Raw genomic sequence first — 16,399 nt, forward strand, 5'->3', positions numbered from 1 at the left:
CTGTTGTATAATGCGCGATTCTGCCGTTTCAGACGCTGTGTCAAGTCCTTATGGACTGTGGACTTGCTAATTCCAAAACGCATCGCGGCATTGCGAACAGTAGCTCCGGTCTCTGCGACATACTGTCCAAGCGCAATGGCTCTCTCCTCAGGATTTCCTTTCATACAAGCACACCCCCCGGTAAAAAAATGGTGCTCTTACCGTAAAAAGTGCCTGCAATTTTTGGGATATCCTTATGTACCGTACTTTTCGAAATGCCGAAGGCCTTGGCCGCAGAGCGGACCGTGGCGTTGTTGGCTGTAATATATTCACCCAGCGCAATGGCGCGCTCTTCGGGGTTCCCTTTCATGCACATTCCTCCAAAAACACAATTTGCTACACTTTATGCAAAAGGCAGACGGGTTATGTGTGCGCGCCAAATTTTATGTTCTGCGCGAAAAAACGCGCTTTTTACCGCCGGGCGTGGTACAATCAAAGAAAAGGGAGGCTTTATGATGGATTTTCATACGACGGCAGTTTTTTTCAGTCCGACGGGCGGCACACGCCGCGCGCTGGAATGTTTTTTAAATCAATGGGACCCGCAGGCGGTCCGGGTGGACGCCACCTGCCCGCCTGCGCGGCTGGAGCCGGTTTCGCTTGGCGTCGGGGATGTGCTGGTGCTGGCGTTCCCGGTGTACGCCGGGCGGGTACCCGCAGCGCCCGGTCTGTTTGAAAATTTGCACGGAGAGAACACGCCCTGCATTCTGCTGGCCTGTTACGGGAACCGCCATTATGACGATGCGCTGGCCCAGCTGGCTTTCCAGCTGGAAGGACAGGGGTTTGTATGTGCGGGCGCAGCGGCGTGCATCACGCCGCATACCTTTGCTCCCGACCTGGGCGCAGGACGGCCGGATGCACTGGACACAGAGGCCCTGGCCCGTCTGGCCGAAACCGTGCGCGGCCGTTTGAACGCGGGGCAGGTGCATTCGGTGCAGCTGCCGGGTGAAAAAACACCGGCGCCCAAGCCCGCAAAGCCGGTGCCGAAAACCCGGGATGAAAACAAATGCAATCGCTGCGGCGCCTGTGTGCGCGCCTGTCCGGCGCAAGCCATCGGGCCGGATCTGCACGTGGACGAGTGCAAGTGCATCCACTGTATGCACTGTGTGGCGGTGTGTCCCGCCGGGGCGATTCAGTGCGATACTTCCGCGCTGGAGGCTTATCTCACCGAACATTTTTCAAGCCGGCGGGAAGTGGAACTGTTCCTGTGAGCGGGAATATGTTACAATGAAAGCATCGCGGAGAAGGAGGAGACGGCTGTGAAAAAAAAGGCCAGTTTGCGGCGCACATATTACGGCGCGTTTTTCCTTTTGACGGTACTGCCCCTGTTGGTGGCTGCCTGCGTGGGACTGGGCTATTTCTATCGCATGCAGCTGTCCGACGCCCGGGAGACCATTGAGCTTCAGCAGAAATCCGTCTCCGACACCCTTCGCCAGGAAGTGCAGCAGGCATCGCTGCAGCTTTCGCATTTTCTGCTCTCGCCGGAAGGAGACGCGCTGTCTCTGGTGCAGCAGCTGCCCCAAAGCGCCGGCGAGCGGTATGAAATTCAATCGGCTTTGGATGATACCTTCGGATATTACCGGCTCACCGGCCGCCGCCTGGCGGCGCTGCATCTGTACCTGAAGGACGGGACCGCCTATGAATTGTACACGGCTTTGGCTGTGCCGCGGCAGAATGTAGAGGAAATGGACTGGTACCGTCAGGCGCTGCAGCAGCCGGAGCGGGTGGTGGTAGGCGCGGCTGCGCCGGATACCTTGATCCACGCCACCAATCGCCCGGGAAAAGTCCTTCTGACTGCCGCCATCAGCATGGGGGATGAGGGCGGCGCTTTGGAAGAAGCCTGCCTGTACTTTGAAACCGAGGCCGAGGCGCTGATGCAGGGATATGACACACAAAATCCCGCGACCCGGATGTTCCTGCTGCTGGACGGGCAGGTGCTGGCGGGCGATGAAGCCTACCGCGATGCGGCAGTGGCCTTTTGGAATGACCCGAACGGGGCCTACGATGGCATGGACTGGTGCATCACCACGCCGGTGGCAAGCACGGGCCTGTGTGTTCTGACGCTGGTGGACAACCAGCGGCTTTTGGCGGGAGTTTACCAGGCGGGTGCATTGCTGCTGGTGGTATTTGCAGTGATTTTTGCGCTGTACCTGGCTTTTTCCATCTTGTTTTTGAAACGGATTCTGGACCCGCTGAACAGTTTGTACGACGGAATGAAGCGGCTTCAGGCGGGGGATTTCTCCCACCGGCTTGCCCCGGACGGCCATCGGGAACTGATGGAGTGTTACAACGACACCGGCGTCCGGATGCAAACGCTGACCGAAGAGAACCGGCGCAGGGAAGAGGAGAAGTATCAGGAAGAGCTGAAGGCGCTGCAAAGCGAGATCAATCCGCATTTTTTGTTGAACACCATCAACACCATCCGCTTTATGGCGGACATTGCCAAGTTCGATTCCATCCGGGATATGGCCGACAACCTGATGAGCATTCTGGATTGTGTGCTGCGCAACCGCAGCCGGCGCTATACGCTGGCGGACGAGGTGCGCCTTCTGGACGCGTACATTCAGATCATGGAGGTGCGCTACGGAAACAGCTTTGCGGTGAACAAGGAATTTACCCCGGACAGCCTTTCCTGCCGCCTGCCCAAGCTGCTTTTGCAGCCGCTTGTGGAAAACGCGATCTTCCACGGTCTGGATGGCCGCGAAGACGGAGTGATCCAGCTGACCGGCCGTGTGGAGGAAGGTGTGCTGCACATCTGTGTGAGGGATAACGGCGCCGGAATGACCGACCAGCAGGCGCGCGCCTGTCTGGCGGGCCCAAAAAAGGAGACGGGTCACTCCATCGGCCTGTGGAATGTGCAGCGCCGACTGAAACTGCAGTACGGCGAACAATACGGCCTTGCGGTGGAGAGCGGGCTGGAACAGGGCACCTGTGTCCGCGTGACGCTGCCCGCGCAAATGGATGAAAAGGAGGAAGGCCATGCTGCGAGCGATGATTGTGGACGATGAGATGATGGTTCGCACCACCCTGGAAAAGATGGTGGACTGGGAGGCCGAGGGCTTTGTGCTGGAAGGCTGTTACCCCAATGGTCAGGCGGCGCTGGATGCGCTTTCCCGCCGCCCTGCGGACCTGATTTTTACCGATATCCGCATGCCGGTTTGTGATGGCCTGGAACTGATCGACCGGGTGCACGCCATGGGCCTGTCGCCCTACATTGTGGTCCTCAGTGCCTTTGACGACTTCCCGCAGGTGAAGCAGGCGTTCAAAAAGGGCGCATCGGACTATGTGCTCAAGCAGGAGGTCACCTCGGACAGAATGCTGGAGCTGGTGCGGGAAGCGAAGGAAAAACTGCCCGCCGGTCCGGCGGAAGAGCCGGCAGCGGAAGCACTGCCCAATGTGAGCGCGGTTTTCGGAGATGTGTTTTTTCACAATGCAGATCCCCGGTCTCTGGGAGATTTGGAGCAGGGATATGTGATCGGCTGCTTCTTTTTGGATGAAGTGTACCGGGAGCTGCCGCGTCTGGGCGGGGACGTGCATGCCACGCTGACGCAGCCGCTGACCCGGCTTGTGATGCAGATGCCTCAGATGAAGCCCACGGACGGCTTCTATTCGCTGGATGTCTCCCGCCATTTTCTGTTTTACTCTCTGGCGCAGCCGGGCCGCACGGCGGACAAGGCGCGGGCGTTTTTCTCTCTGGTGCAGAAGGCGTGGAAAAATTATATGAACATCTCCTGCACGGTGGGTGTGGCCATTCCCCACAAGCGCCCGGCGGAAAACTTTTACACCGTGCTGGAGCAGGCGGAGACCAACACCACGCTGCGTTACGTTCTGGGGCCGGGCCGCATTTACGACGAAAGTTATTACGCGCGTTTTGACCCCGTGACAGCGCTGCGTCAGGCCAAAAGCTGCATGCCGTTTATTCGGGCGGTGATGAACGCAGACTTCGCCGGGGTGGAGCGCTACAAGACCGAACTGGTGGGGGCCATGCAGGACCTTCCGCTGGCACAGGGCCAGTCGCTGGCGCTATTGTACCTGTACAACCTGTACTATGAAATGGGCTTTTACGACATGCAGATCGCCTATAAACTGGGCCTGGATCATCAGCTGTACGACCGGCTGCACAGCATCGAGACCCAGCGGGATCTGGTGATTTATTTCACTTCGGCATTGCGGCGGATCATGGAATATTTTGAGTCCAATTACGACCAGCGCTTCCCGGATTCCGTTTTGAAGGCAAAACGTTATGTGGATGACAATTACATGCGGGCGGACCTGTCTCTGAAAGAAGTGTCGGAGCACAGCGGCTACAACGAAAAATACTTCTGCACTTTGTTTAAAAAGCGGTTTGAGGTTTCCTATTCCGATTACGTGAACCAGCTGCGGGTGAGTGCGGCCAAGGACCTTTTGGAAAAGAGCGCCATGCGCATGTATGAGATCGCTGATGCAGTGGGTTACAACAACGTGGAACACTTTATGCGTGTCTTCAAAAAGGTGACGGGAGTCACGCCGAAACAATACCGTAAAGAAAATGTAAAAAAATATCAATAAAATAAACTCCGCGTCATTTTATGGCGCGGAGTTTTTATGGTATGCTCAATGATGTCACCGGGGTATCCGGTGTGTGAAAAGGACTCTGAACAAACAATTTTAGGAGGAACCAACGCAATGAAAAAAGTTTTTGCAACTGTTTTGAGCGTTTGCATGGCGGCTGCCCTGTTTGCAGGCTGCGGCGCAAGCACGTCCAGCAGCACGGCCGCGTCTTCTGCCGCGTCCGGCAGCGCTGTGGCGGAAGGGGAGCTGGATCCCAACATCAAAGCGACCCTGACCTTTGCGACCTGGGACAACGAGGCCATCGATTTTTATGAGGAACTGGACCTGGAAGGCCGCTTCCAGGAGCTGTATCCCAACGTGGATCTGGAGATCGAAGAGTTCAAGGATGACGTTGAGTACTTCAACCAGATGAAGATCCGTGCTTCCGCCAACGAACTGCCCGACCTGATGTATCTGCAGACCCGTTACTTCTCTGTGTACGGCGACTACATGCTGGATTTGAGCGACACCCAGGCTGCTGCCAACAACGTTCTGGCTGCGGACTGCGAGTACAACGGCAAGGTCATCGGCATTCCCGAGAAAATCTCCAGCGACTATGTGTACTACTGGTCCGACCTGTTTGAGGAAGCCGACGTGGAAGTTCCTCAGACCTGGGACGAGTTTGTGACGGTCTGCGAGACCCTGCAGAACTACTACGGCGCGGACGATCCCTCCTTCATGGCCATCGGCATGGGCGCCAAGGACAGCTGGCCCATGTATCCGCTGATGGAGTACTCTCCGGCCAGCTTCTCCGGCAACGGAACCTACTGGGATTACATGGCTACCGTGGACGAGCCCTTTGCAGAGGGCGAGCCCATCCGTGAGGCTTACACCAAAGTGTACGAGCTGCTGAGCAAGGGCGTTCTGGGCAGCGATCCCCTGGGCCTGGGCTATGACCAGACTCTGAGCCTGTTCCTGAACAAACAGGCCGGCATGATGATCGACAACTCCATGGGCCTGGCCAAGATCAAAGCCAGCGGCGTGGACCTGACCGATCTGAAGAGCTTCTATGTGCCTTACACCGGTGAGGACGGCACCATCAACCACATCGCGCAGGGCGACTTCTTCATGGGCGTTACCACCAACTCTGAGAATCCTGAGCTGGCGAAAGCCTTCCTGGAGTTCTACTTCAACGACTTCTACCCCGACTATGTGCAGAAACTGTCCAGCGACAGCACCATGACCACCGCTGAGAAGGCGAAAGATCCGTACATGGCTTATGCGGACGAGGCGCAGACCAACGTCAACATCGTAGCCTACATGGGCGGCGCGGACGACTACACTGCCATTGTCAACGAGTGCAAATTCGACTACAATAAAGTCGGCACCGAGATGCTGACCGAGGGCTTTGACCTGGAAGCCGCGTTTGATAAGCTGAACGCGGACTGGTCCGCCGCCCGTGAGAAACTCGGCATGGAATAATCGATCCATTGAAACTGAAGAGGACAGCTATATGAAGTCGATCAGAAAAAGCAGAAACCGCTTCATCGTCTTGTCACTGGCCATTCCGGTGATCTTGCTTTTGATGTTTGTGGTTTATCCTTCCGTTGATCTGGTCGCCATGAGCTTCACAAGCTGGGATGGAATTTCCCCACACCGCGATTTTGTCGGTGTGGGGAACTATGTTGATATGTTCACGAAATCGCCGGACCTCTGGCTTTCGCTGCGCAACAACTTCATCTACCTGGCTGTGCACATGGTGATGATCCCCATTGAACTTTCCATCGCGGTGATGCTGAATACCAAATTCAAGGGCACGGGCCTGGTCAAAACCATTGCCTTTTTGCCCTTCATCATCAACGGCGTGGGCATGTCGTATGCATTTTCCTACTTTTTCTCGCCGGTCAACGGCGCGTTCAACGACATTTTGACCAGCCTGGGCCTGAGCAGCTGGATTCAAAGCTGGCTCAGCGACCCGAAGGTGGTCAACTTTGTGCTGGCATCCGTCTCAGCCTGGCGGTTCAGCGGCTATCATATTGTGCTGTTTTCCACAGGGCTTACGTCCATCCCCACCGAGGTGATGGAGGCGGCCCGCATTGACGGGGCCAACGCCTGGCAGCAGCTGTGGCGCATTCAGCTTCCGTCCATCTGGCTGGTGTTCAGCTTCGTCATGTTTGACTGCATTCGCGGCACGCTGCAGTGCTTCGACATTCCGTTCATCATGACCAACGGCGGACCGGGCTATGCTTCGTCCACGTTTACGCTGTACACCATCGACACCGCGTTCAAGTACAACAGCTTCGGCATGGCGGCCACCATGGCGGTAGCCATCATGGTCATCGTCATCCTGGTCTATCTGTTCCAGAACGTGGTACTGAAAAAAGTTTTCCGGCAGTAAGGAGGATGCGTCATGAATCTGGACAAACTCAAACGCATTCTCATCCTGTGCGTGAAATATCTGGTTTCCGCCGTCATCATTGCCGTGGTCATCGGACCGCTGCTGGTCACGCTGTTCACTTCGGTGAAAACACAGGTCCAGCTGGGCAATACCTCCGCGATCCTGCCTCCCGCTCTGGGCGAGTGGACCTGGGACAACTACGCTGAGGTTCTGGGCGCAAAGCTTTTGCCGGACGCCTTCAAAAACACGGGCATCATTCTGGTCATCAGCATCTTTTTCAACGTACTGTTCGGCTCTGTGACGGCCTACTGCCTGCAGCGCTTTGAATTCCGTTTCAAAAAGCTCATTATGGGCTGCTTCTACCTTGGAATGATGGTTCCCACCTTTGTGGTGGAGATCGCCCGTTTTAAGGTCATTCAAAGCATTGGCCTGTACAACACGCTGGGCGCCCCCATCATCATTTATGTGGCGTCGGATCTGATGCAGCTGTACCTGTACATGCAGTTCGTCAGCAAGATTCCCAAGGCGCTGGACGAGAGCGCGCTGATTGACGGATGCGGCTATTTCCGCATTTTCTACCGCATTATTTTCCCGCTTCTGATGCCGGCTACCGCCACGGTCATCATCATCAAAATCGTGAACATCGTCAACGACATGTATGTGCCTTATTTGTATATGCCCAAGACGAAGCTGAAAACCCTTACCACCTTTTTGATGAACTACGCCGGTGCGCAGCAGGGCTCCTGGCCCACGCTGGCCGCCGCCATTGTGGTGGTGCTGATTCCCACGGTCGTCCTTTACCTGATCTTCCACAAGCAGATCACCGAAGGATTGAGCGCGGGCGCAACAAAGGAATAACGACGCACCCGGGGCTGCCGTTTTTCGGCAGCCCTGTACGCGCCGAATACGACTGATTTTCAGGAGGTTTTTTATGAGCGAGTTTATGTCTTACGATCCCTGGTCCGAGATCACGACCCGCAATGGTCATGCCGGTGATGAGATGGTGGCGATGCTGCAGAAAGCGATCCGCCGCGGAAAGGAAGAGGACGCGCTGCACGCTGCTTATGAGATGTACATCACCAGCCCGCAGTTTGAGGAGAAACTGTGGCGCCGCCTGCTGTGCATCAGCGTGGAGGACATCGGATTCGGCAACCCCGAAGCACCCAACCTGATCTACACGCTGTTCAAAATGCGGCAGGAATTCCCCTACAACGACGGCGACCGCCCCATGTTCTTTGTGCATGCCATCCGGTATCTGTGCCGTCAGAAGAAAGAGCGTTCCAGCGACCATGTGAAAAACCTGCTCATCCACGAGTTCGAAGTGGGCGAGAAGTTTGAAGTGCCCGACTACGCGCTGGATATGCACACCCGCCGCGGCCGTGCCATGGGCCGGGACGTGTACCACTTCCTCACCGAGGCAAGCCGTGTGGAGCCCTATTATGAGACCGAGGGCGCTGCGGAGATCTATGAGAAATACAAAGCGCTGCTGGAAAGCGAAGACAAGGGCGAAAAATGCCCCACCGCTTTCGAGTTCAACTCCTGGCAGTATTAAAAAAAGAAGGCTTCGAAGCAATCGCTTCGAAGCCTTTTTCTCATTCCACGCCGGGCACGTCCACGTGCTTGAGCTGGCCCTTGTTGGCCTTTCCGCACAGATCGGAAAGATCCATGCGAAGAATCACGATGGCGGGCATGCCGCGCATCATGCGGTCATAGGCCGGGCAGTCCAGATGGTCGGGACAGTATTTTTCGGTCAAAGCGCGTTTGGCACGCAGGCGCTCCTCCTCGCTTTCCACCACATGCACCGTGCCTTCCGCCACGCAGCTGGCAAAATAAATGGTATACTCCGCCGGGGCGGTCTTGCTGTGCAGCACGCAGGTGAAGCAGGCCCGGGCATCCCGCTGCAGATTGTCCAGCTTCTGCCCGGCGCGGGCGCAGTGGAAATACAACGCGCCGTCCAGATACACAAAGGCCATGGGCACGCAGTAAGGGCTGCCGTCTTCGTTGATCGTGGACAAAAAGCCGGTGTCGCTCTCCTGCAAAATGCGGACCGCGTCCTCCTGGGATGTCTTCCGGTCCACTCGTCTCATTGGACGCATGAAAAATTCCTCCCGTCAAAAAATGTCTCTGGTTCTCATTATAAAGTGCATGAAAAGATTTGCAACCCCTGATTCTTGACAAACGGCGGGGAACATTGGACAATAGAACAAGAACGCGGCGCAGCCGCGCAGGAGGTCTTTTATGCAGCAATTTGTCCCCGCGAAAAAGCGGGTGGTTGTTTTTTTGTGCGCGCTGGCGGTTTGCGGCGTGGCGGCGTTTACGCTGCTGTGGTCCTGGGGGCTGCGCGCGGTGAGAGTGCTGGACCCGGCCGAATATACCCAGCAGGCACCCGCCGGCTTTGTGTTCGACACGGCGTGTTCCCTTCAGGACGGTGTGCTCTGTGTGGACGGGTATGCGGCGGTGGAAGGCGAGCGCTTTGAATCCGTGGACACCCGTGTGGTGCTGTATCATGCAGAGGACGACACCTATATCCTGCTGCCCACCCAGATGGTGGAGAGCGAGGCTGCCCGGCAGGCCACCGGCCTTCCGCTGGCACAGTACGGCGGCTTTTCCGCGCGGGCAAAGGCGTCCGGGCTGGAGCATCCGGCCGAAGAGTACGAGATTTGCATCGCCTACCGCAACGATGGGCACAATGCGCTGGTGCACACCGGCCGCAGAGTGGAGGTGGCGCAATGAAACAGCGCAGCCTTTGGCGGGATGCCCGCCTGCCGTACCTGGTGTTGCTGGCTGTGATGCTGGCGCTTCATGCCCAGTGGACACTGGGCACCGGGGACGACCCCATGTATGCCACCATGCTGGAAAAATATTCTCTGTGGGACTTTTCCCTCTGGCATTATTCCACCTGGTCCGCCCGTACACTGGTGGAGGCGGTCCTGTGCATCGTGGAATCCTGGCCCACCTGGATCTGGCGCCTGGCGGACCCGGTTTTGATCACGCTGGACGCGTGGCTGGCCGCCCGCCTTCTGAATGCGCACCGGTCGGCCCGTGTGGGATGGATGGCCGCCGGCCTGCTGCTTTGCTATGACTGGGCGCAGCTGTCCAGCGCCGGCTGGGTGTGCACCACACTGGTGTTTGTCTGGCCGCTGACTGCCGCCCTGGCCGCGGCGCAGCCGCTGGCCCATGCCTTGCGGGGCGAAAGCATCCCCTGGTGGAGCGCGGCGGGTTCGCTTTTGCTGATGCTGTATGCCGCCAACATGGAGCAGGTCATGGTCGCGGTGGGTGTGTGCCTGGCAGGACTGCTGGTGTGGCAGGCCGCAGCGCGCCGCCGTCCCCATTGGCTGGTGTGGGCGCAGCTGGCGGTGGTGGCGGCCAACGGCGTGTATGCGCTGACCTGTCCGGGCACTGCGGCCCGGGCTGCGGGCGAGGCCACCAGCTGGTTTATCGATTTCGGCATGCGAGGCTTTTTCCAGAATGCGGAGCTGGGCATTTCCAACGCGCTGTCCGGTGTGATCTATGCCCGGGAAATGACATTCTTTTTGATGTGCGCGGCTCTGTGCTGCGGGATCTGGGCCCGGTACCGCTGCTGGGCGGCGCGGCTGATGGGACTGTTCCCGGTCGCCGCGGTGCTGGTTTTGGGCGTTTTGGGCCAGCCGCTGACGCAGCTGTTTCCCAAATTGTCTTTCTTCAAAAACGGGCTGACGGTCAAGGGAACCGTCACGGTGGTGACCGCCTGGGAATGGAAGCGGTATTTGCCGTTCCTGTTTTTGTGCGCGGTGTTTGCCGTGTGCATCGTCAATCTTTATCTGGCGCTGGGCCACAGTGCCCGGGCCTGGGCAGCCGGCACAGCGCTGTGCGGCGGTTTTGCCTCCCGGGCCATGCTGGGCTTCTCTCCCACCGTGTGGCAGTCCGGCGACCGAACGGCATTTTTCTTTTTGATGGCCTGCCTGTTTGTCACGTTGTGCGTATGGCAGAGCCTGGAGGATACGAAGCGGCGCTTTCAGCGTCCCTTGGCCGTGCTGGTGGTGCTGTGTGCCGCGGGTACGACGCTGTCGCTGATCGGCGCATAAGTGAAAATGAAACATTGAAAGCGAGGGGTTTGCTTTGTACTATGTAGAAGATTATCGCAAGGCCATGCGACAGGGCCAGCGAAATTATCGTGAATGTGTCAGCAAGGGCATCTATCCCTATCTGCAGGTGCTGGACGATCTGCTCAAGCAGGTGGACGTGGAATATGAGCAGCCCATCGGCGTGGTGGAAATTCCGGCCGACCGCATTGTGGGCACCAAGGCGAAGGGCCGCCGGGCGGCGTTTTCCCGCTCCTTTATGCCGCTGCTGAAAGACGACAGCGAGTTTGCCTTCAAGTGGATGAATCTGTATGGCATTCAGATGAACGAGGGCATCCGCGACCCCATCAAGGTGTATGAGTTCATGAACCGGTTCTACGTGCAGGAGGGCAACAAGCGCGTCAGTGTTCTGAAATACCTGGGTGCCACCAGCATCTGGGCCAACGTCACGCGGATTGTGCCCGTTCCCACGGACAGCAAGGAAAACCGGATTTATTATGAATTTATCAACTTTTACGACCATACCCAGCTGAACTATTTCTGGTTTACGGAAGAGGGCGGCTTCACCCGCCTTCTGGAGGCCACCGGCCCCACGGACCGCCGCTGGACGGAGGCCGAACGCAAGGAACTGGCCTCGGTGTATCTGCGGTTTGCGCCGGCATTCCAGGCGGCCGGCGGCGAGAAGCTGCCCATCACTTCCAGCGACGCGCTGCTGGCATATATCAACGTGTACGGTTACGACGCGGTCAAGGAGAAAACCACCCAGAAGATGAGTGAAGATCTGTCCCGCATCTGGAAGGAAGTGCTGGTCCTGACCGAGCAGGACGCCGTGGAGCTGTCCATGTCGCCCACGCCCGAGCAGTCCCGCAGCCTGTTCAACAAGATCCTGCCCATGGGACCGTCGCATTTGAAGGTGGCGTTTTTGAACGAGCGCACACCGGCAACGTCCGCGTGGACTTATTCCCACGAGTTTGGGCGCAGCCAGCTGGAGGAGACCTTCGGCGACCGGGTCAAGACGCTGACCTTCAACGATGTGTGTGTGGGCGAAGATGCCCAGCAGAAACTGGAAGAGGCGGTGAAGGCCGGCTGCGACGTAGTGTTCACCACCACGCCCAAACTGATGGCAGACTGCCTGAAAGCGGCAGTCAAGTATCCGCAGGTGAAGTTCTTGAACTGCTCGCTGAACATGACTCACCCGGATGTGCGCACCTATTACGGCCGCATTCATGAGGCCAAGTTCCTTTTGGGAGCCATTGCGGGCGCCATCGCGGACGACAACAAAATCGGCTATGTGGCCACCTATCCCACCTATGGGATGACGGCGGGCATCAACGCTTTTGCGTTGGGCGCGAAAATGACCAATCCCCGGGCAAAGGTGTATCTGGAATGGACCGCCGTAAAGGATTGTGATGTGGACGCCTCTTTCCGGGAAAAAGGCGTGCATGTGATTTCGAACATCGACCTGCGCGCTCCGGACAGCGATGCGCCCCGGGAGTTCGGGTTGTACCGCATCGCCGAAGACGGGCAGGAGCAGTATCTGGCCATGCCCTTCTGGCACTGGGGCGAGTTTTACATCAAAATCATCCAGAGCATTTTTGACGGGCGCTGGAAAGAGGACGGCGACCAGTCCGGCACACACGCCATCAATTACTGGTGGGGAATGTCTGCCGGTGTGGTGGAAGTGATCGTCTCCCGCAGCCTGCCGGAGGGCACGACCCGGCTGGTGGAACTGCTGCGCAAGGCCATCAGCTCCAGTGAATTCGAACCGTTTGCCGGTGTGATCGTGGATCAAAACGGTACGGTGCGCCTGAAAGAGGGCGACCGCTTTGAGCCGGAAGAGATCATCGGCATGGATTGGCTGGTGGACAACGTTGTGGGGCAGATCCCCGAGTTCGACCAGCTGATCGATGCGGCAAAGCCCATGGTCTGCCTGCAGGGCGTGACCAAAGAAGGGGAGGGGGAAAAATGAAGGTTCTGGCCATTGCGGATGAGGAGTCCAAGTATCTCTGGGACTTTTTTCAGCCGGAGAAACTGAAGGACATCGATCTGATCCTGTCCTGCGGTGACCTGAAAGCGCAGTATCTGGATTTTCTCGCCACGTTCAGCCACGCCCCCATTCTGTACGTCCATGGGAATCACGACGAGCCATACAAAAAGAATCCGCCCGATTCCTGCAGCTGCATCTGTGTGGAAGACAAGATCTACAACTATTGCGGCCTGCGGATTTTGGGCCTGGGCGGCTCCATGCGCTATCGGCCCGGGCATTTTCAGTATTCCGAGCGGGAGATGTGCCTGCGCGCCGCACGCATGAAATACGCTTTGTGGCGCAACAAAGGGTTTGACATTTTGCTGACCCATGCGCCCGCCCAGGGCATCAACGACGGAACGGACATGGCCCATCGCGGCTTCCAAACATTCAACGATTTGATGGACCGTTATCAGCCCGCGTTTTTTGTGCACGGCCATGTGCACATGAATTACGGGCAGGACATTCCCCGCCGGACACAGCGGGGGGCCACTACGGTCATCAACGCCTACGAGCGGTATGTGTTCGATATCCCGGTGGACATGCTGTCCATTCCGGGCGGCTTTCCTAAAAAATGAGACAGGGCCCGCGCACCGGGGACGGTGTGCGGGCCTTTTTGGCATCAGCTGGCCTTTCGCCGCATAAACATGGGCGAGGAGGGATGGCTGTGCAGCAGATGGTGTTGGATGTATTGGGACATTTCGGTGCATGGGGCGTGTTTTTTCTGATTGCGGTGGAAAACCTGTTCCCGCCCATTCCCAGCGAAGTGATTTTGACGTTTGCGGGCTTTCTCACCAGCTGCACGGCATTGACGGTGCCTGCCGTGATCGCAGCGGCTACCGGGGGAAGCGTGGCCGGCGCGGTGATCCTGTACGGGCTGGGCCGCGCGCTTTCCCCGGCCCGTCTGAACGCGCTGCTGTCCGGCCCGGCGGGCCGCCGTCTGAAGCTGGAACAGGAAGATGTGCAGAAAGCGGCGGACTGGTTTTCCGCCCACGGCTGGCCCAGTGTGCTGTACTGCCGTTGCATCCCCATTTTGCGCAGCCTGATTTCCATTCCGGCGGGTATGGCGGGGATGCGCTTTGTGCCGTTCCTTGTGTTGACCACGGCAGGCAGCACTGCCTGGAACCTTCTTCTGGTGGGCCTTGGCGCTCTGGCCGGTGAAAACTGGCCGGTCATCACCGGCGCGCTGGCACAGGTTTCCGATGCAGTCAAATGGATTTTGGCCGCGGCGGCGGTGGGCGCTGTGCTTTTTCGCACGGTTCGAAAACGCAGAATTGACGCAACACGCTCTTCCGGGGTACAATAAACCCGAAAGGCGGGAGAGCAATATGGAAGAAATGTCGGCGCGCAGCGCCCTGCTGCTGGGTTGGCCGGCCGTGGAAAAGCTGGCGGCCTGCCATGTGGCCGTGTTCGGCGTGGGCGGCGTGGGCGGCCACGCCGTGGAAGCCCTGGCCCGGGGCGGCGTGGGGCATATCACGCTGTTTGACAGCGACGAGGTGAACGTCACCAATTTGAACCGGCAGCTGGCGGCAACGGTGGATGCCCTGGGACAGAAAAAGGTGGATGTGATGGCAAAGCGCATTCACGCCATTCGCCCCCAGACGTGCGTCACGGCCAACGCGGTGTTTTATCTGCCGGAAAATGCAGGGGAGTATCCCCTGACGGAGTACGATTACATTGTGGATGCCATTGATACAGTCAGCGCCAAACTGGAGCTGATCTGCCGGGCCAAAGCGGCGGGCGTTCCCATCATCAGCGCCATGGGCTGCGGCAATAAACTGGACCCCACCCGTTTTCAGGTGACTGACCTGTTTAAGACCAGCGGCGACCCGCTGGCCCGGGTCATGCGGCACGAATTGCGCAAGCGGGACGTGCACAGCCTGAAGGTGGTGTACAGCACCGAGCCTGCCCGCACGCCCATGGCCGGCGGCGAGAGCAAAGGCACGGCAGGCCGCCCGGCCCCGGGCAGCGTCAGCTTTGTGCCGGGGGTTGCAGGTATGATTTTAGCCGGTGAGGTCATCAAGGATCTGACCGGTGTTCGATAAAAGAGGCTTCGGCCTCTTTTTTTGTTCACAATTTTTTCATTGACAAATGTAAACGAAAGGCGTAAAGTGGATTCAACGACAAATGTAGATGAATGGAGGGGACAGGATGGAACAGAAACTGGAACGTTTGCCGGATGCCGAGCGGGATGTAATGCTGGTGCTGTGGAAGTACCACAGCCCGGTGCGCACGGCCCGCATCTGGCAGGATGTGAGCCAGACTCATGACTGGACGCTGAGTACGCTGAAAGTCCTTTTGGGCCGCCTGACGGACAAGGGATTTGTAGAGCTCACCCGGCAGGGGCGGTTTACGCTGTATCAGGCGCTGGTGAGCGAAGCAGAGTACCGCAGACAGGAGACAAAGGGCCTGCTCAGCCGCTATTATCAAAACTCGGTCAAGAGTATGATCGCGGCGCTGGTAGAGGAAGAAACTCTGTCCGGAGAGGATTTAAGCGAGCTGGAAGAGCTGATCCGAAAGGCAGGGAAAACCCATGATGCGTGATTTGTTTTACACCAGTCTGGCACTTGTTCCCTGGACCGGCGGCCTGATCGTGGGGCTTTTGCTGCTGCGCCGCTGGGCGGGCAGGCATATTTCTCCCCACTTTTTCCACCTGGCGTTTCTGGTGCTGGCACTGCGGCTGGCCTTTCCGGTGGATGTGAGCCTTCCCGCGGCGCCTGTGCAGGTGGAAATGCCCGCGGCCATCACCGTGGCGGCGGACGCGGAGACGGCCCAACCCGTGCCCCGGACCGCGCAGCCGCAGCAGAAGACGGAACAGCAGGCGGTTTCTCTGGATTTGTCCGCTGTGTGGGGTCTGCTGCCTTATGTGTGGGCGCTGGGGGCGGTTTGCACACTGGGGCTTCGGCTGGGTGCTTACGGGGTGTACACCGCGCGCCTGCGCAGCCGGCGCGTTCCGGCAGAGGACAGCCTGCAGGCGATGGCCCGGGCCGAGGCCGGGCGGCCTGTCCGTGTCTATCGGGCGGAGGAACTGTTTTCGCCGATGGCGGCGGGTCTTGTGCGCCCCGCGGTGTATCTGCCCGGGTGCCAGCCGGACCAAACGCTGCCCTATGTGATGGCCCATGAGATCCGCCATCTGAAACGGGGTGATCTGTGGTTCAAATTCCTTTTGATGATCGCCTGCGGTATGCAGTGGTTCAATCCGCTGGTGTGGCTCATGGCCCGGGCGGCCAACCGCAATCTGGAGCTGGCCTGTGACGCGCAGGTGCTGCGCAATCGGTCCACCGCGTACCGGCAGGCATACGGCATGGCCATTTTGGAAACGCTGCGCCGCGGCCGCGGGGCCCGGGC

The 16,399-nt window shown here is 58.3% G+C and carries 17 protein-coding genes and 1 pseudogene; 15 read left to right on the plus strand and 3 right to left on the minus strand.

The genetic code is table 11. The annotated features are described in order from the left end of the window. Together WMO24_RS01820 and WMO24_RS01825 are read right to left on the minus strand one after the other, a co-directional pair. A partial coding sequence (locus tag WMO24_RS01820) for a sporulation transcriptional regulator SpoIIID (RefSeq protein WP_349214508.1) occupies positions 1-164 on the minus strand: 164 nt, incomplete at its 3' end. A 62-nt stretch (positions 165-226) separates the two neighbouring features. Then, a pseudogene (locus WMO24_RS01825) lies at positions 227-349 on the minus strand (sporulation transcriptional regulator SpoIIID); the annotation flags it as partial. 142 nt (positions 350-491) lie between these two features. Between WMO24_RS01825 and WMO24_RS01830 the strand changes: the two are divergent. The 7 genes from WMO24_RS01830 to WMO24_RS01860 all read left to right on the plus strand — a co-directional run bounded on the left by WMO24_RS01830 (position 492) and on the right by WMO24_RS01860 (position 8,516). Beyond that, the gene (locus WMO24_RS01830) at positions 492-1,247 is read left to right on the plus strand and encodes a 4Fe-4S binding protein (protein WP_349214485.1); all 756 of its coding nucleotides are present in this window, start codon (positions 492-494) and stop codon (positions 1,245-1,247) included. 48 nt (positions 1,248-1,295) lie between these two features. Further along, entirely contained in the window at positions 1,296-3,044 is a 1,749-nt protein-coding gene (locus WMO24_RS01835; RefSeq protein ID WP_349214487.1) for a sensor histidine kinase, read from the plus strand. Beyond that, complete coding sequence (locus WMO24_RS01840) at positions 3,016-4,584, plus strand: response regulator transcription factor (RefSeq protein WP_349214488.1); 1,569 nt, start codon at positions 3,016-3,018, stop codon at positions 4,582-4,584. The genes WMO24_RS01835 and WMO24_RS01840 overlap by 29 nt, the downstream gene beginning before the upstream one ends. A gap of 117 nt (positions 4,585-4,701) precedes the next feature. Continuing rightward, positions 4,702-6,048, plus strand: a complete 1,347-nt coding sequence (locus WMO24_RS01845) for an ABC transporter substrate-binding protein (RefSeq protein ID WP_349214490.1) — start codon at positions 4,702-4,704, stop codon at positions 6,046-6,048. A 31-nt stretch (positions 6,049-6,079) separates the two neighbouring features. Beyond that, positions 6,080-6,964, plus strand: coding sequence for a carbohydrate ABC transporter permease (locus WMO24_RS01850; RefSeq protein WP_349214491.1), 885 nt, complete (start codon positions 6,080-6,082; stop codon positions 6,962-6,964). Positions 6,965-6,976: 12 nt separating this feature from the next. Then, entirely contained in the window at positions 6,977-7,822 is an 846-nt protein-coding gene (locus WMO24_RS01855) for a carbohydrate ABC transporter permease (RefSeq protein WP_349214493.1), read from the plus strand. Positions 7,823-7,895: 73 nt separating this feature from the next. After that, entirely contained in the window at positions 7,896-8,516 is a 621-nt protein-coding gene (locus tag WMO24_RS01860; protein ID WP_349214494.1) for an AAA family ATPase, read from the plus strand. A 40-nt stretch (positions 8,517-8,556) separates the two neighbouring features. Here WMO24_RS01860 and WMO24_RS01865 read toward each other — a convergent pair whose 3' ends face one another. Beyond that, on the minus strand, positions 8,557-9,060 hold the full coding sequence (locus tag WMO24_RS01865; protein ID WP_349214495.1) for a pyridoxamine 5'-phosphate oxidase family protein: 504 nt from the start codon (positions 9,058-9,060) through the stop codon (positions 8,557-8,559). A gap of 142 nt (positions 9,061-9,202) precedes the next feature. Between WMO24_RS01865 and WMO24_RS01870 the strand changes: the two genes are divergently transcribed. From WMO24_RS01870 to WMO24_RS01905, 8 genes are all read left to right on the plus strand, one after another. Next, entirely contained in the window at positions 9,203-9,697 is a 495-nt protein-coding gene (locus WMO24_RS01870; RefSeq protein WP_349214497.1) for a hypothetical protein, read from the plus strand. Beyond that, complete coding sequence (locus WMO24_RS01875) at positions 9,694-11,028, plus strand: hypothetical protein (protein WP_349214498.1); 1,335 nt, start codon at positions 9,694-9,696, stop codon at positions 11,026-11,028. The genes WMO24_RS01870 and WMO24_RS01875 overlap by 4 nt, the downstream gene beginning before the upstream one ends. Positions 11,029-11,062: 34 nt before the next feature. Then, complete coding sequence (locus WMO24_RS01880; protein WP_349214499.1) at positions 11,063-12,994, plus strand: BMP family ABC transporter substrate-binding protein; 1,932 nt, start codon at positions 11,063-11,065, stop codon at positions 12,992-12,994. After that, a complete protein-coding gene (locus WMO24_RS01885) occupies positions 12,991-13,629 on the plus strand; it encodes a metallophosphoesterase family protein (protein WP_349214500.1) in 639 nt (212 codons plus the stop codon). The genes WMO24_RS01880 and WMO24_RS01885 overlap by 4 nt, the downstream gene beginning before the upstream one ends. Positions 13,630-13,727: 98 nt before the next feature. After that, the gene (locus WMO24_RS01890) at positions 13,728-14,357 is read left to right on the plus strand and encodes a DedA family protein (protein ID WP_407882089.1); all 630 of its coding nucleotides are present in this window, start codon (positions 13,728-13,730) and stop codon (positions 14,355-14,357) included. Between the two features lie 22 nt (positions 14,358-14,379). Then, a complete protein-coding gene (locus tag WMO24_RS01895) occupies positions 14,380-15,096 on the plus strand; it encodes a tRNA threonylcarbamoyladenosine dehydratase (RefSeq protein ID WP_349214503.1) in 717 nt (238 codons plus the stop codon). Positions 15,097-15,202: 106 nt separating this feature from the next. After that, positions 15,203-15,595 (plus strand): BlaI/MecI/CopY family transcriptional regulator, encoded by a 393-nt coding sequence (locus tag WMO24_RS01900; RefSeq protein ID WP_349214504.1) that lies wholly within the window; start codon positions 15,203-15,205, stop codon positions 15,593-15,595. After that, positions 15,585-16,399: M56 family metallopeptidase (locus WMO24_RS01905; RefSeq protein ID WP_349214506.1), on the plus strand; the 815-nt coding region annotated here is incomplete at its 3' end. The genes WMO24_RS01900 and WMO24_RS01905, both read left to right, overlap by 11 nt.

It is taken from the genome of Ruthenibacterium intestinale, from assembly GCF_040096265.1.
Lineage (GTDB): Bacteria > Bacillota > Clostridia > Oscillospirales > Ruminococcaceae > Ruthenibacterium > Ruthenibacterium komagatae.